At 68.8% G+C, this 25,592-nt stretch carries 6 protein-coding genes and 2 pseudogenes; 5 read left to right on the forward strand and 3 right to left on the reverse strand.

The window, feature by feature from the left end:
* Position 1: 1 nt before the first annotated feature.
* From AA0Z93_RS04215 to AA0Z93_RS04225, 3 genes are all read right to left on the reverse strand, one after another.
* Positions 2-568: a hypothetical protein gene (locus AA0Z93_RS04215; RefSeq protein ID WP_413046260.1), complete on the reverse strand. Its 567-nt coding sequence runs from the start codon at positions 566-568 to the stop codon at positions 2-4.
* A gap of 577 nt (positions 569-1,145) precedes the next feature.
* Positions 1,146-2,438: a PQQ-dependent sugar dehydrogenase gene (locus AA0Z93_RS04220; protein ID WP_413046259.1), complete on the reverse strand. Its 1,293-nt coding sequence runs from the start codon at positions 2,436-2,438 to the stop codon at positions 1,146-1,148.
* A complete protein-coding gene (locus tag AA0Z93_RS04225; protein WP_413046258.1) occupies positions 2,435-2,875 on the reverse strand; it encodes a DUF2231 domain-containing protein in 441 nt (146 codons plus the stop codon). The genes AA0Z93_RS04220 and AA0Z93_RS04225 overlap by 4 nt, the downstream gene beginning before the upstream one ends.
* Positions 2,876-3,346: 471 nt before the next feature.
* Here AA0Z93_RS04225 and AA0Z93_RS04230 point away from each other — a divergent pair, with 471 nt between their 5' ends.
* The 5 genes and pseudogenes from AA0Z93_RS04230 (at position 3,347) to AA0Z93_RS04250 (ending at position 25,028) form a co-directional block, all read left to right on the forward strand.
* Positions 3,347-3,820 (forward strand): DUF1348 family protein, encoded by a 474-nt coding sequence (locus AA0Z93_RS04230; RefSeq protein ID WP_413046257.1) that lies wholly within the window; start codon positions 3,347-3,349, stop codon positions 3,818-3,820.
* Positions 3,821-4,144: 324 nt separating this feature from the next.
* Positions 4,145-5,041: a formylglycine-generating enzyme family protein gene (locus AA0Z93_RS04235; RefSeq protein WP_413046256.1), complete on the forward strand. Its 897-nt coding sequence runs from the start codon at positions 4,145-4,147 to the stop codon at positions 5,039-5,041.
* Between the two features lie 194 nt (positions 5,042-5,235).
* Positions 5,236-11,160: pseudogene (locus AA0Z93_RS04240) on the forward strand (amino acid adenylation domain-containing protein); the annotation flags it as partial.
* A gap of 54 nt (positions 11,161-11,214) precedes the next feature.
* A pseudogene (locus AA0Z93_RS04245) lies at positions 11,215-13,086 on the forward strand (amino acid adenylation domain-containing protein); the annotation flags it as partial.
* Complete coding sequence (locus AA0Z93_RS04250) at positions 13,086-25,028, forward strand: amino acid adenylation domain-containing protein (RefSeq protein ID WP_413046255.1); 11,943 nt, start codon at positions 13,086-13,088, stop codon at positions 25,026-25,028. The pseudogene AA0Z93_RS04245 and the gene AA0Z93_RS04250, both read left to right, overlap by 1 nt.
* Positions 25,029-25,592: the final 564 nt, after the last annotated feature.

Genomic DNA, 25,592 nt, shown 5'->3' on the forward strand with positions numbered 1-25,592 from the left:
CTCAATCTCCTTCTTTACGCGGGGTGACGGGTACCAGCAGGGGAATGCTGGGGTTGCTCCAGTAGCGCGCACAAGCCGATGCGCCGCTGCCGTAACAGCTGTGCACGGTGGTGGCGCCCGTGAAGACGTTGGCCAACTCCTTGAACACGTTGCTGTCTTTCGGAATAACGCCACCGGTGCCGGGATTGTTGCCCATGAAGAACCAACGGCCCACCGGATCGTTGTTGTGCACCTGGTACTTGAGCACCATGTTGGCACGCTGTTCTGGATCGGTGACGCTTGCGCGGTTCTGCAGGTAGGCCAGCTGTTCATCGGCGGTGTACACGTTGAACGCACCGCCATAGTTGTTCACGGTGGTCTTGCTCAGCATGCCCGCAGTGCCCGGCGTGTTGTATAGCGTCTGCCGGGCGTTGCCGCCGGTCATGGTGCCACGGCTGTGTTCGGTCAGGTGCAGGCCGGTGGCGCCGTATTCGATCAGCAGCTGCTGCGTGGCGGCAGTGTAGTTGGTCAGGCCGAAGAAGCTGTTGTCCATGTTCTTCTGGTACGCGGCTATCAGCAGTTCCGACAAGGCATTGCCGGCCTGGAGAAAAGACGTTCGCTAAGCAATTGCCCCGAAACACCTTGGCTTGGATGCTTGCGTCAAGGAATCAGACGCCTCGGCGAGCGTGGAATATCGCGTGTACGAAGGCGCCAGAATGTGAAACGTTTCAAAATTCAGCACACTGGCCATTATCGGGTGTTAGAGCCTGCAATCTGCAGTGCTCTCAATCTTCAATCCGGTGATTTGACAACGGCCACCACACACCAGCGAAACAACATCACCGTCTGTGCAAACATGGGAAAGTAACTTTCAAAAGACCCGTCGGTCGTTAGGTTCGCGCCTGTCCCAGTTGCAGATCGACCTGATGCCGAGGTACACGCAACGCTCTTCGTGTTGAGGTCGATGACGTTGCGACAGCCGGTCAGTGAGCGTGCCAACAACACAACTTGCGTCCCCCCTGCACGTACGTACCCCTGCTGCACGTGCGTGGGTACCCAACCAGGTAGGTAGGGTCTATCACTCACTCGCCGTCACACAAGCAGCGGCAGCTGTATAAGGGCCGACGCACCGAGGCTGCAGGGCGGCTAACCGCCCTGAACCAGGATCACCGATTCCGGGTTACCCGCCAGATCGTATTGGCCAAGTCGTCGGCAATGATCAACGCCCCTTTCGGGTCCACCGTCACGCCCACCGGCCGGCCACGGGTCTTGCCGTCTTCACCGCGGAACCCGGTGGCGAAGTCCACCGGTTCACCCGACGGCTGCCCGTTGGCGAACGGCACGAAGATCACCTTGTAGCCCACCGGGTTGTCGCGGTTCCAACTGCCGTGCTCGCCCACGAAGGCGCCATTGGCGAACTGCGTACCCATCTCCGGAATGGAGAAGTCCACGCCCAGTGCCGCAACGTGCGAGCCCAGGCTGTAGTCCGGTTTGGTGGCGATGTCGACCATTTCCGGCTTGAACGGCTGCACGCGCTTGTCGGCGTTCTGGCCCCAGTAGGCATACGGCCAGCCGTAGAACTTGCCTTCCTGGATCGAGGTCAGGTAGTCGGGCACCAGGTCCGGCCCCAGCTCGTCGCGTTCGTTGGCCACCGCCCACAACTGATTGGTTTCTGGCTGGATGGTCAGTGCCGTAGGGTTGCGCACGCCGGTGGCGTAGGGCTTGTGCATCCCGGTCGCGGCGTCGATCTGCCAGATCATCGCGCGGTCGATTTCCACTTCCATGCCGCGCTCGCCGATGTTGCTGTTCGAGCCGATGCCGACGTACAGATAGCGACCGTCGGGGCTGATGGTCATCGCCTTGGTCCAGTGGTGGTTGATCGCCGAAGGCAGATCGACCAGTTTGGTCGGCGCGCCGCTGGCCTGGGTCTGGCCGTCCTGGTAGGCGAAGCGCACCACGGCGTCCTGGTTGGCGACGTACAGGTTGCCGTTATAGAAGGCCAGGCCGTAGGGGGCGTTGAGGTTTTCGGCGAAGACGGTCTTGGTCTCGTAGGTGCCGTCGCCGTCGGCGTCGCGCAGCAGGGTCAGGCGGTTGCCGCCTTTGACCTGGGTGTTGCCCTTGGCCTTGATGTAGCTGGCGATCACGTCCTTGGGCTTGAGCTTGGCGGCGTTGCCGCCGCGGCCTTCGGCCACCAGGATGTCGCCGTTGGGCAGCACCAGGGTCTGGCGCGGAATCTTCAGGTCGGTGGCGATCGCGGTGATGCTGAAACCGTCCGGCACCGTGGGTTTCTGCTCGCCCCAAGCCTGGGGCTCGGCGATCTTCATGCTCGGCAGCAGGCCGCGCTGCGGCTCGGGCAGTTTCGGGTCGGGGCCGCGGGCCAGGGTGCTGTCGGCTTCGCCGCCGCAGGCGCTGAGCAGCAGCGCCACGCTGAGGGTGGTCAGTGCGCCTAGGGTTTTCATCGGGCGTCTCCCGTGCGCAGGTCGCTGCGTAGATTGCTCAGGCCTAGCCAGGCGGTGATCAGCACCAGCACGGCGACGATGGCCGAGAGGATCAGGCCCGCAGGCATCACGGCGTAGGCGTCCTTGGCGTGCTCGAAGGCGTTGACCAGGCCCAGCACCCAGGTGACCAGCAACAGGATGAAGTACAGCACCGGGCGGCCGCCCTTGTGCTCGGCACGGATCAGGTTGCCCAGCGCGAACAGCAACGCCAGGCCTGCGAACAGCAAGCCGCCGGCGATCAGCCAGGCGGCGAAGTTGGCCCACTGGATCTGGAAGGTGTTGTTGTAGGCGATGTCGCTCAACAAGGCGCCAAGGAACAGCGGGACGCTGCCGCCTAACAGGATCGAATGCAACGGGCCGGGTCGGCATCGGTAGTCGGGGTAGGTGGTCGTAGTCACGGCAGTTCCTTGTCGTTCGGCGATCGGGGAGTGACGGCCGGTGTGGAGGAACCGGTCCATCGGGCGGGTGCGGAATGCGCATAGAGAAGGATTGCGCTGGGGAGAGGTTAGTTCAGGTTCGCAGGGCGACTGAAACGTTTTGAGACATACCTTGGAGCCCTGCATGCCGCCAGGCGTGACGATTGATGGACTGATAGGGCCTGTTCTCCAAAAGTGAGCGTAGCGGCGGCCTGTTTCGGCCGTAACGGCTGCGGCACCACTACGACGCCTGACCCGCCAGGAGTTGCCGAATATCGCTGGCGGGTCCGAACGCGGGTCGGGCCGCCCTCACCACGTCTGGCTCGGCTGGAGAATCCTGCATAGCCCTGTCCGTCAATGGACGCCACCGCCCATCGCGGGTAAGCCGGAACGCCACTCGCTGTGGCATGGTCATCTCCCACGACACTCATCGCATCGCTCCCGGAGCCCGACATGCCCATCGAAAGCCGCCCGCCCCTGCCCCCCTTCACCCACGACACCGCCACCCAGAAAGTCCGCCTCGCCGAAGATGGCTGGAACTCACGCGACCCGGAAAAGGTGTCGCTGGCCTACACCCCCGACACCCAATGGCGCAACCGCGTCGAATTCGTCAGCAACCGCGAAGAAGCCAAAGCCTTCCTCACCCGCAAGTGGCGCAAGGAACTCGACTACCGCCTGATCAAAGAGCTCTGGGCCTTCGCCGACGACCGCATCGCCGTACGCTACGCCTACGAATGGCACGACGACTCGGGCAACTGGTTCCGTTCCTATGGCAACGAGAACTGGGAGTTCGCCGCAGACGGCCTCATGCACCGCCGCTTCGCCTGCATCAACGACCTGCCCATCAGCGAAGCCGAGCGCAAGTTCCGCTGGCCGTTGGGGCGTCGTCCGGACGACCATCCAGGTTTGTCGGAACTCGGGCTTTGAGCCCGTTTCGGCGCACTGCCTAGCGGCCAAGGCCTATGTCGACGCTGCGACCGATCTTGGCAGCACTGCCCCACTGCCCGCCGCAGACAGGCCTCGTCAGCAGTGCTGCCACTACCTACCGCAGGCCAACCTCGGTAGTGCTGGCCCGACACTACCTGCACGGCCTATCCCAGGCCCGGAGCGAAACACCCTGCGCACGGCTACTCGCCCGTTAAATCCCCCCGCCGTCCACTCGTCCTCCCAGACAACGCCAACGCCAGGTGCGTCGCTGCTGCCGCGCTGCGCATCGCCCATCGCTTCCACGTTTCGGGAACCCCTCGCCTCATGACCCTGCCCTTCTGCACCGCCCTCTCCCGCGTCGCCCTCGGCGCCCTGTTCTGCGCCCTGGCGCCCTGGTCCCAGGCAGCGCCCAGCAAAGCCGGCGAGGTCTTCACCGACTGCAAGCCCGGCTGCCCGGAAATGGTCGTGCTGCCGGCGGGCAGCTTCACCATGGGCACACCCGACGGCGAACAGGGCCGTGAAGACGACGAAGGTCCGCTGCACACGGTGACCTTCGCCAAGCCCTTCGCCGTCAGCCGCTTCCAGGTGCTCAACGGCCAATGGCAGGCTTACCTCGCCGACACTGGCTACAAGATGCCCAGCGGCGACGACCGCCCCGGCCGCGAGTGCATCGCCGGGGTCCCGCGCTACAGCGAAACCAAGGAATACAAAAGCCACGACGCCGCCCGTTACCCGGCGGTGTGCATGAACTACAGCGAAGCCGAGGCCTACGCCGCCTGGCTGTCGAAGAAGACCGGCCAGCACTACCGCCTGCTCAGCGAAGCCGAACGCGAATACGCCGCGCGCGGCGGCAGCACCGGCCCGCAGCCGTTCCCGCGCGACCCGGGCAAGCCCTACAGCATCGCCCAGCACGCCAACACCTATGGCCCCGAAGACGGCTTCAGCTACATCGCCCCGGCCGGCAGCTACGCACCCAACGCCTTCGGCATCTACGACGCCCACGGCAACGTCTACGAATGGACCGCCGACTGCCAGAACGACACCTACGAAGGCGCCCCGAGCGACGGCAGCGCCTGGAAAGCAGGTGACTGCGTGGTGCGCATGATCCGTGGCAACGACTGGACCGAAGCGCCGATCTTCTCGCGCTCGGGCAACCGCAACTATCGCCATACCGAGCGGCGTGGGGACTGGTTGAGTTTCCGTGTGGCGCGCGAGTTGTAAGCGTAGCGAGATCGACGCCCCGACCGCCGCGATGGACAGCGCAGCCGGCCCAAGCCTGCGATCTCATCCATCAGCCATGCACGCCGCCCGAGCCTGGCCGGCCCTCCAGACCGCACCCCCACCTGTAAATACCCCCGCCCGTCCTTCGTCTTCCTCGGTACTGCCCAATTCCTCTGCCGACGGCGACGAACCCGATGACCACTGCACAGCTCCCCCCTTCCGACGACGACTTGCTGGCCCTGCTGCTGGCCGACGAACAAGGCCCTGCGCCGGTCATCGCGGCTGCGGCCGGGCAGGCGCCGCAGGCGGTGTCCTTCGCCCAGCAGCGGCTGTGGTTCCTGCAACGGTTCGCCCCGCAGAGCTCGGCCTACAACCTGCCGCGCGCCTTGCAACTCGACGGCGCGCTGGACGCCGAGCGGCTGCAGGCGGCTCTGCAGCAGGTGATCGAGCGCCACGACATCCTGCGCACGCGCTTCCTCGAAGTCGACGGCCAGCCGCAGCAGATGGTCGACCCGCACGCGCGCCTGCACCTGCACCGCCAGGACCTGCGCGACCTCGACGACGAAAGCCGACAAGCGCGCCTGCAACGCTGCCTGCTCGACGAAGCCGGCACGCCGTTCGACCTGGGCCAGGCGCCGCTGATCCGCGCCACCTTGATCGCCCTGTCGGCGCAGCGCCACGTGCTGCTGCTGAACATGCACCACATCGTCTCCGACGCCTGGTCCAACCCGATCCTCATGCAGGACCTGGCCCGCGCCTACCAGGGCCAGCCCCTGCAACGCCCGGCTATCCAGTACGCCGACTACGCCCGCTGGCAGCGCGAGGACTACCCCCGCAGCGCCGCCCACGACCAGGCCGCCGCCTACTGGCAAGGTTACCTGGGTGACAGCCTGGAGCCGCTGCACCTGCCCACCGACCACTCGCGCGACGACAGCCGTGCGCCCCTGGCCGCCACTCACCGTCTGCACCTGGCGCCGGCCCAGGTCGAGCGCCTCAACGCCTTCTGCCAGGCCCAGGGCCTGACCCCCTTCGGCGTGCTGCTTGGCGCCTGGCAACTGCTGCTGGGGCGCCACGCCGGGCAGAGCGACTTCACCGTCGGCGTGCCCAACGCCAGCCGCAACCAGGCGCAGACCCAAGCGCTGGTCGGCTACTTCGTCAGCAGCCAGATCTTCCGCGCGCGCCTGGACCCGAGCCAGCCCGCCCTGGACTTCCTGCACGGCGTGCGCCGCCATGCCCTGGCCACCCTGGAACACGCCGACCACCCGGTGGAGCTGATCCTCGAACAACTGCACCTGCAACGCAGCACCCAGGCCAACCCGCTGTTCCAGACCCTGTTCAACTGGCGCGTGGCCGGTGCCGACGGCGGCCCCCTGCGCTTCGCCGACCTGGCGTTGGACTTTCTGCCCCTGGGCCAGCAGCAGGCCAAGTTCGACCTGTCGCTGGACGTCGCCTACAGCGCGCGCAACATCGAAGCCTGCCTCGAATACGACGCCACGCTGTTCACCCCCGCGCGCATCGCCGCGCTGGCCGGCCACTGGTCGAACCTGCTCGACGCCCTGCTGCGCGATCCGCAGCAGGCGCTGGGCGAGCTGGACATGCTCGACGCCGCGCAACAGGATGCCGTACGCGCCGCCGCCCACGGCCCACAGCACGACCACGACACCCTGCCCGCCGTGCACCTGCAAGTCGCCGCGCAAGCCGCCCGAACCCCCGAGCGCATCGCCGTGCGCTGCTCGGGCGTCACATCGAGCTATGCCGAACTGGAGCGCCGCGCCAACCAGCTGGCGCACCGGCTGATGGCCCTGGGCGTCGGCCCCGAAGTGCGCGTGGGCGTGGCCCTGGAGCGCAGCGTCGAACAGGTGGTGGGCCTGCTGGCGATCCTCAAGGCCGGTGGCGCCTACCTGCCGCTGGACCCGAGCTACCCCCGCGAGCGCCTCGACTACATGCTGCGCGACAGCGGCGTGGCCCTGGTGCTGCTGCAACCCGAGCAAGCCGCCGGCTTCCCCCTGCCCGAGGGCGTACAGGCGGTGGCCGTGGCCGACCTCGACGCCTACAGCACCCAGGCGCCACAGCGGCCGGTCGACTCCGAACACCTGGCCTACCTCATCTACACCTCCGGCTCCACCGGCCAGCCCAAAGGCGTGCAGGTGCGTCATGGCGGGCTGAGCAACCACATGGCCTGGATGCAGGGCGCATTGCAACTGCACGCCGATGACCGCGTGCTGCAAAAGACCGCCTTCAGCTTCGACGCCTCGGTATGGGAGTTCTGGCTGCCGCTGCAACAGGGCGCCGAACTGGTGCTGGCCAGCCCCGCCCTGGGCCAGGACCTGTCGCTGCTCTGGCAGGAGGTGCAGGCCGAAGGCATCAGCGTGTTGCAGATGGCGCCTTCGCTGCTGCAAGCCCTGCTGCCCCAGGCCGAGCCGGCGCAACTGGCCGGCCTGCGCCTGTTGCTGCTGGGCGGCGAAGCGCTGGGCGCGGAGCTGGTGGCGCAGATCCACGCGCGCTTCGACGGCCAGGTGGTCAACCTGTACGGCCCCACCGAAGCGACCATCGACAGTTGCCACCAGACGATCGAACGCGCCATCGACGGCCCCATCGCCCCCATCGGCCGCCCCATCGACAACGCCCAGGCCTGGGTCCTCGACGGCCAATTGCAACCCTGCCCGCCTGGCACACCAGGCGAGCTGTACCTGGGCGGCGCAGGCCTCGCCCGCGGCTACCACCAGCGCCCGGCGCTGACCGCCGAGCGCTTCGTGCCCGACCCCTTCGGCGCGGCCGGGCAACGCCTGTACCGCACCGGCGACCTGACCCGTCGCCGCCTCGATGCGGGCCTGGACTACCTGAGCCGCATCGACCACCAGGTGAAGATCCGCGGCCTGCGCATCGAGCTGGGCGAAATCGAAAGCCAGCTGCTGCGCCAGCCCGGCGTGGTCGAGGCGGCGGTACTGGCCCAGCCCGGCGCGCATGGCACGCAACTGGTGGCCTACCTGGCACCGGCCCAGGCGCAGTCGCCCCACGCCCTGCGCGAGGCACTGCAACGGGTGCTGCCCGACTACATGGTCCCGGCCCACTACCTGTTGCTCGACGCCCTGCCGCTGACCCGCAACGGCAAGCTCGACCGTCAGGCCCTGCCCGCCCTCGACAGCCAGGGCGGCCCGCGCGGCTACCTGGCGCCGCGCAGCGAGCTGGAACAGCGCCTCGCCGCCATCTGGCAGGCCTCGCTGAACCGCGAGCGGATCGGCATCGACGAGAACTTCTTCGAGCTGGGCGGCGATTCGATCCTGTCGATCCAGGTGGTCAGCCGCGCGCGCCAGGCCGGCATCCACTTCACCCCCAAAGACCTGTTCAAGCAGCAGACCATCCAGGCCCTGGCCCAGGTGGCCAGTATCGCCACCGACAGCCAACCGCTCGACCAGGGACCGGTCACGGGCGCAGCGCCCTTGCTGCCGATCCAGCAAGCGTTCTTCGCCAGTGCCTTGAGCGAGCGGGCGCAGTGGAACCAGTCGGTGATGCTCGAACCCGGCGCACCGCTGGACCCTGCCTTGCTCGCCCAGGCATTGCATGCCCTGGTGGCGCACCACGACGCCCTGCGCCTGCGCTTCACCGAAGGCACCGACGGCTGGCAAGCGCAACACGCCGCCCTCGACGCCGACGCCAACCTGCTGTGGCAGGCCGAAGTGGCCGACGCAGACGCGCAACTGGCGCTCGCCAACGACGCCCAGCGCAGCCTCGACCTGGCCCACGGGCCGCTGCTGCGCGCCGTACTCATGACCCGCGCCGACGGCAGCCAACGCCTGCTGCTGGTGATCCACCACCTGGTGGTCGACGGCGTGTCGTGGCGCATCCTGTTCGACGACCTGCAACAGGTGTACGGCCAGTTGCAAGCCGGCCAGGCGCCACGGCCAATGGCTAAGACCAGCGCCTTCAAGGCCTGGGGCGAACACCTGCGCCAGCACGCCCGACGCCCGGCCGCCGAGGCGGAACTGGCCTACTGGCAGGGGCAGTTGAATGGCCTCGCTGCCGACCTGCCCGGCGCCAAGGCCGACGCGCCCCTGCTGGCCCGTGACGCGCGCACGGTCGGCACGCAGCTGAGCCAGGCGCACACCCGCCAGTTGCTGCAAGTAGCCCCCGCGGCCTACCGCACGCGCATCAACGACCTGCTGCTGACCGCCCTGGCCCGCGCCGTACAGCGCTGGAGCGGCCTGCCCGAGGTGCTGGTACAGCTCGAAGGCCATGGCCGCGAAGCGCTGTTCGACGACCTGGACCTGACCCGCACGGTCGGCTGGTTCACCAGCCTGTTCCCAGTGCGCCTGTCGCCCCAGGCAGACCTCGCCGCCTCGATCAAGACCATCAAGGAACAACTGCGCGGCGTACCCGACAACGGCCTGGGCCATGGCGCGCTGCGCCACCTGGGCAGCGCCGAGGCGCAAGCCAGCCTGGCCGCGTTGCCGACGCCGCGCATCACCTTCAACTACCTGGGCCAGTTCGACGGCAGCTTCAGCGCCGAGGCCGGCGCGCTGTTCGCCCCCTGTGCGGACCCGGTCGGCGACGAGAAACACGCCAGCGCCCCGCTGGGCAACTGGCTGACGGTCAACGGCCAGGTGTTCGACGGCCGCCTGAACCTGGCCTGGACCTTCAGCGAGGCGATGTTCGAACCCGCGCACATCGAGGCCCTGGCGCAGCTGTGCCAGAGCGAACTGCTCGCCGTGATCGCCCACTGCGCCGACGGCGAGCACCATGGCGTGACCCCGTCGGACTTCCCCCTCGCCCCGCTCAGCCAGGCCCAGCTCGACGCCCTGCCGATGCCGGCGCGCAACATCGACGACATCTTCCCGCTGTCGCCCATGCAGGAAGGCCTGCTGGTGCACACCCTGCTGGAGCAGCACTCGGGCATCTACTTCATGCAGGAGTGCTACACCATCCGCGAACCGCTGGACTACGCCCTGTTCGACGCGGCCTGGCAGCAGGTGGTGCAGCGCTACGAAGCGGTGCGCGCCTCGTTCCTGTGGAACACGGGCGGCGAGCTGTTGCAGGTGATCCACCGCGACACGCCGGTACAGGTCAAGCTGCTCGACCTCAGCGACCTGCCGCTGGAGCAGGCCGAACCGCACATCCTCGAGTTGCTGCGCGAGGAGCGCGAAGCCGGCTTCGACCTGGGCCGCGAGCCGCCGATCCGCTTCCAGCTGATCAAGCTCGCCGACCACAGCCACCGCTTCGTCATGAGCAACCACCACATCCTCATCGACGCCTGGTGCCGCTCGCTGCTGATGGCCGACTTCTTCGAGCTGTACCACGCCGCGCGCGAACGACGCCCCAGCCAATTGCGCACGCCGTACCGCTTCCGGCACTTCATCGAGTGGCTGCAAGCCCAGGACCCGGAGGCCGCCGAAGCCTTCTGGCGCGCACAGCTGGCCGGCCTCGAGCAGGCCACGCCGCTGCCCACCGACCGCCCCCAGGTCAGCGGCGCGGCGCACTCGCGCATCGACGACAACTACACCTGGCTCAGCGGCGAACACAGCGCGCGCCTGCTGGACGCCGCCAACCGCCACCGGCTGACGGTCAACACCTTCGTCCAGGCGGCCTGGGCGCTGACCCTGCACCACTACAGCCGCACCCAGGACATCGTCTTCGGCGTGACCGTGTCCGGGCGCCCGGCGCACATGCCCGAGATGCAGGACACCGTCGGCCTGTTCATCAACAGCGTGCCGCTGCGCGTGCAGATGCCGACCCCGGAACAGGCCGTGTCCACCCTGGACTGGCTGCACGCCATCCTCGACAGCAACGTGTCGCTGCGCGAATACGACTACCTGCCGCTGGTGCGCATCCAGGCCTGCAGCGAACTGCCCACGGGCCAGGCGCTGTTCGACAGCCTGTTCGTGTTCGAGAACGCGCCGCTGGACGCTTCGGTGGGCAGCGACGCGCGCGACATGGGCGTGGTCTCGGAGTCGTCGCGCACCCACACCAACTACCCCATCACCGTGGTGGTCTACCCCGGCGAACAACTGGGCCTGCACCTGTCCTACGACACCCGCTACTTCGACCGCGCCATCATGGACAGCCTGCTGGCGCAGTTCCAGGCCTACCTGGAGCGCCTGCCCGAACAACTGCACCGACCGCTGCGCGAGGTCACCCGCCCAGCGCCGAGCGACCCACACGCCTTCGCCCTGCGACACAACCACAGCGCCGCCGCGCATGCCCTCGACCGCTCGTTCGTCGAGCTGTTCGAAGCCCAGGTCGAGCGCCGTGGCCAGGCCATCGCCGCGGCCTGCGACGAACAGCAGTGGAGTTACCGCGAACTCGACCGCCAGGCCAACCGTGTCGGCCAGGCCCTGCTTGCCCAGGGCGTCGGCCAGGACCAGGCGGTGGCGTTGCTGGCCGATCGCAGCCTGGCGCTGCTGGCGGGCATCGTCGGCGCCTTCAAGGCCGGCGCCGGCTACCTGCCGCTCGACCCCAGCCATCCTGACGAGCGCCTGAGCGACATCCTCGCCCGCAGCCGCACCCCGGCCCTGCTCTGCACCGCGCGGCAGAAGGCCCGCGCCGAGCAGTTGCTGGCCGGCGTCGCGCACCCGGTGCGCCTGCTGGTCTGGGAGGAACTCGAAGCCCTCGGCGCCGGCGATGGCCGCCCGGGGGTGTACAGCGCGCCCAACAGCCTGGCCTACGTGATCTTCACCTCCGGCTCCACCGGCCAGCCCAAGGGCGTGATGGTCGAGCAGGCCGGCATGCTCAACAACCAGCTGAGCAAGCTGCCGTACCTGCAACTGGACGAGCGCGACGTCATCGCCCAGACCGCCTCGCAGTCGTTCGACATTTCCGTGTGGCAGTTCCTCACCGCCCTGCTGTGCGGCGCCCAGGTGCGCATCTTCCCCGATGCCGTGTCGCGCCACCCCAGCGAACTGCTGCGCCAGGTGCGCGAGCGCGGCGTCAGCGTGCTGGAGATCGTCCCGGCGCTGATCCAGGCCCTGCTCGAAGAGACCCAGGCCGAGCTGCCCGCGCTGCGCTGGCTGCTGCCCACCGGCGAAGCGCTGCCGGCCGAAACCGCCGCCGCCTGGTTGCAGCGCTACCCGTGCATCCCGTTGGTCAACGCCTACGGCCCGGCCGAGTGTTCGGACGACGTGGCGTTCTTCCGCATCGACGCGGCCAGCACCACGCGCGCCCACATCCCCATCGGCTACCCCACCGACAACAACCGCCTGTACCTGCTCGATGACTACCTCGACCCGGTGCCCGACGGCGCGGTCGGCGAGCTCTGCGTGGCCGGCGTCGGCGTGGGCCGCGGCTACTGCGCAGACCCGGCCAAGAGCGTGGCGGTGTTCGTGCCCAACCCCTTCGCCCTGCAAGCGGGCGAGCGCCTGTACAAGACCGGCGACCTGGCGCGCCGGCGCAAGGAGGACGGCGCGCTGGAGTACCTCGGCCGCGTCGACCAGCAGGTCAAGGTCAACGGCTACCGCATCGAGCTGGGCGAGATCGAAGCGCAGATCGGCCAGTTCGACGGCGTCCGCGAAGCGGCGGTGATCGTCGCCGAGCACGCCCTGGGCAAGCGCCTGGTGGCCTTCCTCACCCTCGATGCGCCGGGCGCCGCCGGCCCCGGCGCATTGGACGCCCTGCGCGACTTCCTCAAGGCACGCCTGCCGGCCTACATGGCTCCGGCCCTGTACCAGGTGCTCGAACGGATGCCGCGCAACGCCAACGGCAAGCTCGACCGCAAGGCCCTGGCGCGCCTGGAAGTGGGCGGCCCGCAGCAATGCTTCCGCGCCCCGACCGGCGCCCTCGAACAGGCTTTGGCCAGCATCTGGCAGGCCGTGCTGAAAACCGAGCGCGTGGGCCTGGACGACAACTTCTTCGCCCTGGGCGGCAACTCCCTGCTGGCCACCCAGGTGACCTCGCGGGTGCAACTGGAACTGGCCATCGAGGCGCCGCTGGCGGCGCTGTTCGAAAGCGCCAGCCTGGAAGACTTCGCCCGCCGCCTGCCGGCGCCCGCTGCCGCCACCACCGAAACCGAACTGAACGACCTGTTCGACCTGCTCGATGAGCTGGAGACCCAATGATGCAAAGCAAAGCCCTGTCCGAGCTGATCGAGCGTTTCGTCAAACTGCCCAGCGCGCCGCGCAAGACGCTGTACCGGCAGATGCTCAGCAAGGGCATCGACGTCGCCCGCTTGCCGATCCCGGTAACCCGCCAGGCCTTCGCCCAGGTGCCGTTGTCGTTCGCCCAGGAGCGCCAGTGGTTCCTCTGGGAGCTGGACCCGACCAGCACCGCCTACAACCTGCCGACCGCCCTGCGCCTGCGCGGCGCGCTCGACGTGCAAGCGTTGCAGGCAAGCTTCGACGCACTGCTGGCGCGCCATGAGAGCCTGCGCACGCGCTTCGTGGAAAGCGACGGGGTACGCCATCAGGTGGTCGACCCCCAAGCGCGCATCGTCATCGAGCAACTGCCCCTGCCGCTCGGCCCCGGCAGCGCGGAGAGTCGCTTGCAGGCCTTCGTCGCCGCCGCCATCGCCGAGCCGTTCGACCTGCCCAACGAGGCGTTGCTGCGCGTGCGCCTGCTGCGCCTGGGCGAAGACGAACACGTCCTGCTGCTGGTGCAGCATCACATCGTCTCGGACGCCTGGTCGATGCAGGTGATGGTGCGCGAGTTGATCGCCGGTTACGCCGGCGCCGAGGCACTGCCGCCGCTGCCGATCCAGTACGCCGACTACGCGCTGTGGCAACGCCACTGGATGGAAGCCGGCGGCCGCGACGCGCAACTGGCCTATTGGCTGGAACAGATGGGCGACGAGCAACCGGTGCTGCAACTGCCCGCCAGCCGCGCCCGCCCGGCCCTGCGCGACGGCCGCGGCGAGCGGCTGACGCTGGACCTGGACGCTGCCCTGGCCCAGGCGCTCAAGGCCCTGGCGCAACAGCAGGGCGTGACCCTGTTCATGCTCTTGCTGGCCTCGTTCCAGACCCTGCTGCACCGCTGCTCGGGGCAGTCCGACATCCGCGTCGGCGTGCCCGTCGCCAACCGCAACCGGGTCGAGACCGAGGGCCTGATCGGCTTCTTCGTCAATACCCAGGTGCTGCGCGCCGAGGTCGACGGGCAATGGCCCTTCACCGACCTGCTGGCCCAGGTCAGGCAACGTGCGCTGGGCGCCCAGGCGCACCAGGACCTGCCCTTCGAGCAACTGGTCGAGGCCCTGCATCTGCAGCGCAACCTCGGCCACAACCCGCTGTTCCAGGTGGTCTACAACCATCTGGCAGCCGACCCCGCCGAGGCCGGCGCGCAGACGGCCGCCCACGACGGCCTGCGCATCGAGCCGCTCGACTGGAGCAGCCAGACCGCGCAGTTCGACCTGGCTCTGAACACCTACGATTCCCACGCAGGCATCCGCGCCACGCTGATCTACGCCACCGACCTGTTCGATGCCGCCGACGCCGAGCGCCTGGCCGCGCATTGGCACAACCTGCTACGCAGCATCGTGCGCGACCCGCAGCAACGGGTCGGCGAACTGGACTTGCTCGGCGCCGACGCCTGCCGCGCCACCTTGGCGCAGTGGAACCCGGCGCCGCAGACGTTCCCGGTCGAGCACTGCCTGCATCGGCTGATCGAGCGGCAAGCGGCCTTGCGCCCCGACGCCATCGCCTTGAGCCTGGCCGGCGAGCACTTGAGCTACGACCAGCTCAACCGCCGCGCCAACCGCCTGGCCCATCGTTTGATCGCCCAAGGCGTCGGCCCGGATCGCTTGGTGGGCCTGGCCTGCGAGCGTTCGTTCGAGATGCTGGTGGGCATGCTTGGCATCCTCAAAGCGGGAGGCGCCTATGTGCCGCTCGACCCCCACTCGCCGGCCGAGCGCTTGGCGCACATCCTCGGCGACAGCGCCGTGCTGCTGCTGCTCGGCCAAGGCGAGGTGCTGCGGCGCCTGGCATTGCCGACCGAGTTGGCCACCCTGGCGCTGGATGGCGCCGCCATCGAAGCGCCGGAACACGACCCGGACGTCGTCGTATCGCCCGACAACCTCGCCTACGTCATCTACACCTCCGGCTCCACCGGCCTGCCCAAAGGCACCTTGCTCGCCCACCGCAATGTCATGCGCCTGTTCGACGCCACCGCGCAGTGGTTCGACTTCGGCGCGCAGGACGTCTGGACCCTGTTCCACTCCTACGCCTTCGACTTCTCGGTCTGGGAAATCTTCGGCGCCTTGCTCTACGGCGGCCGTCTGGTGATCGTCCCGCAAGACGTCACCCGCTCGCCGGAAGACTTCCACGCCCTGCTGCGCGACGAAGGCGTGACCGTGCTCAACCAGACGCCTTCGGCGTTCCGCCAACTGATGCATGCGGCCTGCGCCGCGGCGAACGATGCCCAGCCGCAGCATCTGCGCTACGTGGTGTTCGGCGGCGAAGCGCTGGACGTCGGCAGCCTCGCGCCGTGGTTCGAACGCTTCGGCGACCAGGCGCCGCGCCTGGTGAACATGTACGGCATCACCGAAACCACGGTGCACGTCACCTATCGTCCGCTGTCGCTGGCCGACCTGGGCAACCCGACCTCGAGCCCCATCGGCGAGCCGATCCCGGACCTGTCGTGGTACCTGCTCGACGCCCAGCTCAACCCCGTGCCGCACAACTGCATCGGCGAGCTGTACGTCGGCCGCGCGGGTCTGGCACGCGGCTACCTGAACCGCGCCGAGCTGAGCGCCACGCGCTTCGTGCCCAACCCCTTCGACGCCGATGGCAGCCGTCTGTACCGTACCGGCGACCTGGCGCGCTTCGGCGCCGAGGGCGTCATCGAGTACATCGGCCGCATCGACCACCAGGTGAAGATCCGCGGTTTCCGTATCGAGCTGGGCGAAGTCCAAGCCCGTGTGCAAGCGCTGGACGGCATCCGCGATGCGCTGGTGCTGGCGCAACCCGGCCCGAGCGGCGACCAGTTGGTCGCCTACGTGGTGGCCGAAGGCGAACGGCCCGACCCTAGCGAACTCAAGCAACGCTTGAAGGCCTCGCTGCCGGACTACATGGTGCCGGCGCACGTGCTGCCGCTCGACCGCCTGCCGCTGACCACCAACGGCAAGCTGGACCGCAAGGCCCTGCCGGCGGTCGACGTGAGCCAGGCGCAAACGCTCTACCGCGCGCCCAACAGCACCCTGGAGCAGGCCCTGGCGGCGATCTGGCAGGAGGTGCTGCACGTCGAACGGGTAGGCCTGGGCGACGACTTCTTCCAGCTCGGCGGCCATTCCCTCCTGGCCACGCAAGTGACCAGCCGCGCCCGCCGCGACCTGGGCCTGGAGGTGCCGTTGCGCACGCTGTTCGAACACAGCGTGCTGGGCGCCTTCGCCGCCGCGCTGGCGCAAGCGGCGCCGCAGGCGCTGACGCCCATTGCCCAGGTGGCCCGCGACGCCGCGCTGCCGTTGTCCTTCGCCCAGGAACGGCAGTGGTTCCTCTGGCAGTTGGAACCCGACAGCGCCGCCTACAACATTCCGCAGGCGCTGCGCTTGCGCGGGGCGCTGGATCTGCCGGCCCTGCAAGCGGCCTTCGACGCCCTAGTGCAGCGCCACGAAAGCCTGCGCACGCGCCTGGTCGAGACCGAACAGGGCGCCTTGCAGGTCGTAGAAGCCGCCGCGCCCGTGCCGTTCGCCAAGGCACAGGTACCGGCCGGCGAAGACCCCGAGCGCTACCTGCGCGACTACGTGCAGGCCGAAGCGCAACGCCCCTTCGACCTGCGCCGTGGGCCGTTGATGCGTGTCGGTCTGCTGCGCGTGGCCGCCGACGACCATGTGCTGCTGGTGACCCAGCACCACATCGTCTCCGACGCGTGGTCGATGCAGGTCATGGTCGATGAGCTGGTGGCGCTGTACGCCGCCGGCTGCGCAGGCGTCCCAGCGAACCTGCCGGCGCTGCCGATCCAGTACGTGGACTACGCCAGCTGGCAGCGCCAGCGCATGCGCGACGGCGAACGCGAGCGGCAACTGGCCTATTGGTTGCAGCACCTGGGCCCGGACGACTACGTGCTGGAACTGCCCGGCGACCATCCGCGGCCGGCCGAACAGAGCGCCCGCGGCGCCAGCCACGCGCTGCGCATCGAGGCCCCGCTGTATCGACGCCTCACCCGCCTGGCCAGCGCCCACGGCGCCACGCCCTTCATGCTGCAACTGGCGGCGTTCCAGACCCTGCTGCACCTGTACACCGGCAAAACCGACATCCGCGTCGGCGTACCCATCGCCAACCGCAATCGCCTGGAGGTGGAGCGCCTGATCGGCTTCTTCGTCAACACCCAGGTGCTCAAAGCGCAGATCGACGCCCAGGCAGGCTTCACCACCCTGCTGGCCCAGGTGCGCCAGCACGCCCTCGACGCCCAGGCCAACCAGGACCTGCCGTTCGAGCAACTGGTCGAGGCCCTGCAACCGGAGCGCAACCTGGCCTACAACCCGCTGTTCCAGGTGATGTTCAACAGCCAGAGCGACAGCGCGCGCCCGGCCGCCGCACCGGCCGCCAGCGACCTCGACGTGCAGCCCATCGCGTGGGAAAACCATTCGGCGCAATGCGACCTGAGCCTGGACACTCGCGAAACCGAGCAAGGCCTGGAATGCGTGTTCACCTACGCCACCGACCTGTTCGAACCGGCCACCCTGGTGCGCATGGGCCGGCATTGGACGGCGCTGCTCGAAGCCATCGCCCAGGCGCCGCAACAGCGCATCGCCGAGCTGTCGCTGCTGCCCGCCGACGAACGCCAGTGCCTGCTGCACGCTTGGAGCGGGGTCGGCAGCCGCTTGCCGCTCGAGCCGGACGTCATCGCCCTGATCGACCAGCAAGCCCAACTCGCGCCCGACAAGGCGGCGGTGGTGCTCGACGGCGCAAGCCTGTCCTACGCGCAACTGCAACGCCGGGCCAACCGCCTGGCCCACCACCTCATCGCCCAAGGCGTCGGCCCCGAGGCGCTGGTGGGCATCGCGGTGCAGCGCTCGCTGGACATGGTGGTCGGCGTGCTGGCCATCCTCAAGGCGGGCGGCGCCTACGTGCCGCTCGACCCGGCCTACCCCGCCGAACGCTTGCGGCACATGATCCAGACCAGCGGCATCGGCCTGCTGTTGACCCAGGCCGAGGTGCTCGCCACCCTGGAACTGCCGGCGCAGACCCGCACCTTGCTGCTCGACGACCCGAGCGCCTGGCAGGCGCTGCCGGCCAGCGCCCCCGCGCCGAGCGCCGAGCCTGCGAACCTGGCCTATGTGATCTTCACCTCCGGCTCCACGGGCCTGCCCAAAGGCGTGGCCATCGACCGCGGCTCGCTGACCCGGCACAGCCTGGTCACCCAGGGTTTCTTCGACATCGGCCCTGCCGACCGCGTGCTGCAGTTCTCGACCATCAACTTCGACGGCTTCGTCGAGCAGCTGTTCGGCACGCTCAGCTGCGGCGCCACTTTGGTGCTGCGCGGGCCAACGCTGTGGGACGCGCCCACCTTCCTGGCCCAGGTGCGCGAACAGCGCATCACCATGGCCGACCTGACCACCGCCTACGTCAGCATGCTGGCCCGCGAATTCGCCCAGGCCGGCCCTTGCGACCTGGCCCCGCTGCGCCGAGTGCACGCCGGTGGCGAGGCGCTGGCCGGCGAAACCCTGGCCGCCTGGGCCGAGGCCGGCTTGCAGGACGTGGCGCTGGTCAACACCTACGGCCCGACCGAAGCCACCGTGACCTGCTCGACCTTCGATTGCAGCCCTCGGGTGCGCGGCTTGGCCGGCAGCAGCGGCAGCGTGCCGATCGGCACCCCGCTGCCGGGCCGTGCCTTGTACATCCTCGATCCGCACGGGCAACCGGCGCCGGTCGGGGTGGTCGGCGAACTGACCATCGGCGGCGAGTTGCTCGCCCGTGGCTACCATGGCCGCGCGGCGCTGACCGCCGAGCGTTTCCTGCCCGATCCGTTCGCCAGCGGGGGCCGGCTGTACCGCACCGGCGACCTGGTGCGCTACCGCGCCGACGGCAACATCGAGTACGTCGGGCGCACCGACCATCAGGTGAAGATTCGCGGCTTGCGGGTGGAGTTGGGGGAAATCGAAAGCCGCCTGCTGGCGCTCGACGCGGTCGGCGACTGCGTGGTGGTCGCCCAGCGCCACGGCCACGTCCATCAACTGGTCGCCTATGTGGTTCCTGCGGCCGCCGCCGCAGACGCGTCCACCACGCTGCGCGATCACATCAAGACCGAGCTGCGCCAGGGCCTGCCCGACTACATGGTGCCGAGCCTGTTCGTGTTCCTCGCGGCACTGCCGCTGAGCCCCAACGGCAAGGTCGATCGCAAGGCGCTGCCCGCGCCGCAGCGCGGCGACCAGCCGGCGCCGGGCGAAGCGCCGAGCAGCGACCTGCAACGGCGCATCGCCGGCATCTGGGAGGCCGTGCTCAAACGCCAGGGCATCGGCCTGGACGACAACTTCTTCGAGCTGGGCGGCGATTCGATCATCTCCATCCAGGTGGTCAGCCGTGCGCGCCAGGCAGGTATCCAGTTCACCCCGCGCGAACTGTTCCTGCACCAGAGCATTCGCGAACTGGCCAACGTGGCCCGCGAGCAGGACGCCCAGACGCTGGTCGAACTGCCCCCCGCCAGCGGCGCGTTGACCCTGCTGCCGATCCAACAGGCGTTCTTCGAGGAGGTCGCCGTCGAGCGCCACCACTGGAACCAGTCGGTGCTGCTGCGCCCTGCCCAGCCCCTCGACGCGGCGCTGCTGGAGCGCGCCCTGCACGCCGTGCTGGGTCAGCACGATGCCCTGCGCCTGCGCTTCGCCGAGCAGGCGGACGGCCGCTGGCAAGGCCACTACACCGAGCTTGCCGAGCTGCAAGCGCAGTGGGCCGAGCACCCTGTGCTGGAGCAACGTGCCATCGCCGCGCAAGACCTCACCCAGCAGGCCGACCGGGCGCAACGCAGCCTGGACCTCGCCTGCGGCCCGCTGCTGCGGGCGCTGCTGCTGAGCCTAGAAGACGGCAGCCAACGCCTGCTGCTGGTGGTCCACCACCTGGTGGTGGATGGCGTCTCGTGGCGCATCCTGTTCGACGACCTGCAACAGGCCTATCGCCAGTTGCGCGACGGCCAGGCCCCGCGTCTGCCGGCGCGCACCCATTCGTTGGCGCATTGGAGCCAGCGTTTGCAACGCTGGGCCGAAGAGGGCCACCTGGCCGCGGAACTGGCCTACTGGCGCCGGCAGTTGCACGACGCCCCACTCGACCTGCCCTGCGATCATCCGCAGGGCCGGCTGCTCAACCGCCAGGCCCGCCATGTGCGCATGGGCCTGCCCGCCGAGGCCACACGGCGCCTGCTGCAGGAGGCCGGCAGCGCGTACCGCACGCAGATCAACGACCTGCTGCTGACCGCCCTGGCGCGTGCGGTGTCGCAGTGGACGGCGCAGCCGAAAGTGCTGATCCAGCTCGAAGGCCACGGGCGCGAGGCGCTGTTCGACGACATCGACCTGACCCGTACCGTGGGTTGGTTCACCAGCCTCTACCCCTTGGCGCTGACGCCCGGCGCTGCGCTGGGTACGGCCATCCAGACGGTCAAGGAACAGCTGCGCGGCGTGCCGCACAACGGCCTTGGCCACGGCGTGCTGCGCCACCTGGGCAGCCTGGCCGAACGCGAGGCGCTGGCCGCCCTGCCGACGCCGCGCATCACTTTCAACTATCTGGGCCAGTTCGACGGCAGCTTCGACGACGACGCCGGCGCGCTGTTCAGTCCCTCGGGCGAAGGCAGCGGCGACGAGCAGAGCCCGGAGGCGCCGCTGGACAACTGGCTGAGCATCAATGGCCAGGTGTTCGACGGCCAACTGGGCCTGACCTTCACCTTCAGCCAAGAGATGTTCGAGACCGCCACCATCGAGCGCCTGGCGCACGCCTTCGAACGCGAGCTGCTGGCGGTGATCGAGCATTGCTGTGCCCAGGGGCCGCGTGGGTTCACCCCGTCCGACTTCCCCCTGGCCGGGCTCGACCAGGCGGCCCTGGCGCAGTTGCCGGTGCCGGTCGCACAGGTCGACGACCTCTATCCGCTCTCGCCCATGCAGCAGGGCATGCTGTTCCACTCGCTGGAAGCCGGCGACGGCGGGCTGTACATCAACCAGATGAGCGTGCCGGTCGAAGGCTTGCAGGTCGAACCCTTCCTGGCCGCCTTCGAGCAGGTCATCGCCCGCCATGACATCCTGCGCACCGGCTTCTGGGCCGCGCAGCACCTGGCCCAGCCGCTGCAGATCGTCCAGCGCCAGGCCCGCTTGCCGGTCACGCATTTGGACTGGCGCGGCCGCACCGACAGCGAAGAGGCCCTGGCGCGCCTGCTGGAAGCCGACGCGCGCCAGCCGTTCGACCTGCTGCACGCGCCGCTGATGCGCCTGACCCTGGTCGAGCGCGACCACCACCCGTTGCAACTGATCTGGACCAGCCACCACATCCTGGTCGACGGCTGGAGCACTTCGCGCTTGCTGGGCGAGGTGCTGGAGGCCTACCACGGCCAGCCGGCCAGCCCGGTGCGCGGCCGTTACCGCGACTACATCCGCTGGTTGCAGGCGCAGCCGCAAGATGCCCTCGAGCAGTTCTGGCGCGCCCGCCTGGCCGAGCTGGACGGCCCGACCATGCTCGCCAGCAGCCTGCCCCCGGTGGACGCGGGCGTGACGCCCGGCCACAGCGCGCTGTACCTGGACTGGGACGCCGAGCGCACCCAGCACCTGCGCGAGCAGGCGCAGCGCTTGCGGGTCACGCCCAACACCTTGATCCAGGCCACCTGGGTGTTGCTGCTGCAACGCTTCACCGGGCAGCGCAGCGTGTGCTTCGGCGCCACCGTGGCCGGGCGTCCGGCCAGCCTCGCGCACGCCAACGACATGCTCGGCCTGTTCATCAACACCCTGCCGGTGATCCAGCGGCCCGGCCCCGAGCAGCCGCTGGCGCAATGGCTGCATGCGTTGCAGGCCTACAACGTCGATGTGCGCGACTACGAGCACGCCTCGCTGGCCGACGTGCAGCGCTGGGCCGGCGGCGCCGGGCAGGCGCTGTTCGACAGCATCGTCGTGTTCGAGAACTACCCCGTGGACGAGCGCCTGCAACAGGCCGGCGACGGTCAGTTGCGCTTCGGCCAGAGCGAAGGCCGCGACGTCACCAACTTCGCCATGGACCTGGCGGTGCAACTGGGCTCGCGCCTGAACGTCGAGTTCCTCTACCTGCGCGAGCGCTTCAGTGAAACCTCGGTGCGGCTGATCGTCGAAAGCTTCGAATGCCTGCTGACGGCCATGCTCGACAGGCCGCAAGCGCGCCTGGGCGAACTGCCCATGCTGGACGCTGCCGGGCAGGCGCTGCTGGCCGAGCGCAACCGCTGCGCGCAGGCCACGCCGCAGCCGCTCCTGGCGCAGCAGATCCGCGCCCACGCCCTGGCCGGCGGCGAACAGGTGGCGGTGACCTGCGCCGGGCACGACCTCACCTGGACGATGCTCGAACGCCGGGCCAACCAATTGGCCCAGTACCTGATCGGCCTGGGCGCCAGGCCCGAGGTGCGCATCGGTGTGGCCCTGGAGCGTTCGGTGGAGGTGATCGTCGCCTTCTACGCGGTGATGAAGACCGGTGCGGCCTATGTGCCGTTGGACATCGACTACCCGCGCGAACGCCTGCACTGGATCGTCGAAGATTCCGGCATGGACCTGCTGCTGACCCAGGACAGCGTCGTCGAACGCCTGGCCTGCCCCGCCTCGGTCGAAGTGCTGTCGCTCGACCGCCTGGCTCTCGACGCCTTGCCGGACCTCTGCCCGCCTGCGCGGGCGCACGGCGACAGCCTCGCCTATTTGATCTACACCTCCGGCTCCACCGGCAAGCCCAAGGGCGTGGCGGTGGCCAACGAGCCGATCCGCATGCACTGCCAGGCCATCGCCCAGCGCTACGCCATGGACCGCCGGACCCGCGAGCTGCTGTTCATGTCCTTCGCCTTCGACGGGGCCCAGGAGCGCTGGCTGACCACCCTCGCCCACGGCGGGCAACTGGTGCTGCGCGACCACCGCCTGTGGACACCGGAAGACACCTGGCAGGTGCTGCATGCCCAGCGCATCAGCATCGCCTGCTTCCCGCCGGCGTACCTGCAACAGCTCGGCGAATTCGCGCTCAGCCAGGAACAGGCACCGCCACCGGTATCGATCTACTGCTTCGGCGGCGATGCGGTGGCCGAGGCCAACTTCGAGCTGGTCAAGCAGGCCCTCAAACCGCAGTGGCTGACCAACGGCTACGGCCCGACCGAAACGGTGGTCACCCCGCTGCTGTGGAAGGTCGAAGCCGACGGTGCCTGCGACGCGGTCTACGCGCCCATCGGCAGCCGCGTCGGCGAGCGCAGCCTGTACGTGCTGGACGAGGCCTTGAACCCGGTACCCGCAGGCGTCGCCGGCGAGCTGTACATCGGCGGCCAGGGCCTGGCCCGCGGTTACCATCGACGCCCGGGCCTGAGCGCCGAGCGTTTCGTCGCCGACCCGTTCGCCGAGGGCGGACGCCTGTACCGCACCGGCGACCTGGTGCGCCAGCGCGCCGATGGGGTGTTCGACTACCTCGGGCGGCTGGACAACCAGGTCAAGATCCGCGGCTTCCGCATCGAGCTGGGCGAAATCGAAGCCCGCCTGCGCGACTGCCCCGGCGTGCAGGACGCTGTGGTGGTCGCGCACACCGGCGGCACCGGCAAGCAGTTGATCGGCTATGTGGCTGCGACGGACCCGCGCCTGGGGGCCACCCTGCGCGAAGCCCTGCGCGCGGAACTGCCGGACTACATGGTGCCCGCGCAGATCCAGGTGCTGGCGCGCCTGCCGCTCAACCCGAACGGCAAGGTCGACCGCCTGGCATTGCCTGCACCGGACTTCAAAGGCCGCGAGTTCGTGGCGCCGCGCACCGCGCTGGAGGCGGGGCTGGTGAAGATCTGGCAGGAGGTGCTGGAGGTCGAGCAGGTGGGTGTGACCGATAACTTCTTCGAGCTCGGCGGCGACTCGCTGCGCGTGCTCAAGGTGCTGTCGAAGGTGCGCAGCCAACCTGAACTGGGCCTGCAACTGAAACTGCGCGACCTGATGGGCAAGCCGACCATCGCCGAGCTGTCGGGCTACTCGGCGCCGGAACGCAGTCTGGACCCGGTGCTGTCGCTCAACAGCGTCGTGCCCGACAGCACGCCGCTGTTCTGCCTGCATGCGGGCTTCGGCACAGTGTTCGACTATGACGCGCTGGCCCGCCGACTGGAGGGCCGCTGCAGCGTCTACGGCCTGCAATGCCGCATGCTGCTCGATGACCAGTGGCAGGACGAATCCCTGGAAGCGATGGCCATCGACTATGCGCAATACATCCGCCAGAAACAGCCGCACGGGCCCTATCACCTGCTCGGCTGGTCGCTGGGTGGGCCGTTGGTGTCGATGGTGGCGCAGGAACTGATCGGCCAGGGCCAGCGCGTGACGTTCGCCGCGCTGGTGGACAGCTTCGTGCCGCAGGTGACGGGTGAGCCTGGAGACAGCTTCGTGCCCCGAACGTCGGCTGAGCCTGGAGACAGCCTCGTGCCCCGAACGTCGGCTGAGCCTGGAGACAGCCTCGTGCCCCAAACGTCGGCTGAGTCGGTGGCCGACGATGACTGCTCCGATGACCTGCGCGTCCTGTTGTCGGTGGTGCTGGGCGTGCCGCTTGAGGCGGTGCCGATGCTGCAGGTCAATGCCAGCGACGATCTGCTCCGCCTGGAGCAGGTGATCGACGCTGCGCGTGAAGGGCTGCGCGAAGTGGAAGGTGACTGGCGTGAAGTGGGCTCCGAGGAACTGGCACGCACCTTCCGCACCGGCATGCGCCTCAAGGCGCTGTCGTTGCAACTGCCCCGGATGCCCGACTGCGTCGCCCACAGCCATTGCTGGTGGGCAGGCGACGCCACACCGGGCACCGACCCAGCCTTCGCCGGCAGCGTGCAGCATGGTGTGATCGACGCCGACCACTACGCCATCCTCAGCCACCCAGCGTTTCTCGCCAGCGTGCTGGAGCACTTGCCACAGCCGGAGGCGGTACTGCCCTGAGGTGCAGGGCCGGCCCCTCCTACAGACCGCACGCGCTTGTCACGGCGTCGGAAAAGCAACCGGCCGTCTGTGTGAGCAGGCGGCCCGGTTCCGGCTAGCCACAATGGGCACAGCAACAGCACTTGTAGGATTGGCCGGCTCGGCGCTCCGTTCAGCCGCGATGGACTACATCGCAGCCTTTGTGAGCAAGGCCCCCTGTAGGAACGGCTTAAGCCGCGATGGGCGGCGAAGCCGACCCAAAATGCCGGTAATGCCGGTAACGGCGGTAATGACTGCAATAACTGCCACGCCCGCGAGGGTATGCAGCCTGTGGGTTCACACAGGTGGATTCGATGGCCCTGGGTCGGCTTCGCCGCCCATCGCGGCTAAACCGGAGCGCCGGCCGGCCGCTCCTACAGGTCAGCGCGGGGCCGTCCATCGCGGCTAATCGGAGCATCGAGCTGGCCGCTCCAACAGGGCCGCCGGGGGGGGGAGTTCATCTCGGCGATGGACGTCCGTGGGGCGTTGGTCCGATTCTCGCTTCCTGACATGCGAAAGGGCCGCAATGCGGCCCTTTCGTGTGTG

This window comes from Pseudomonas phoenicis (assembly GCF_047302395.1).
Lineage (GTDB): Bacteria > Pseudomonadota > Gammaproteobacteria > Pseudomonadales > Pseudomonadaceae > Aquipseudomonas.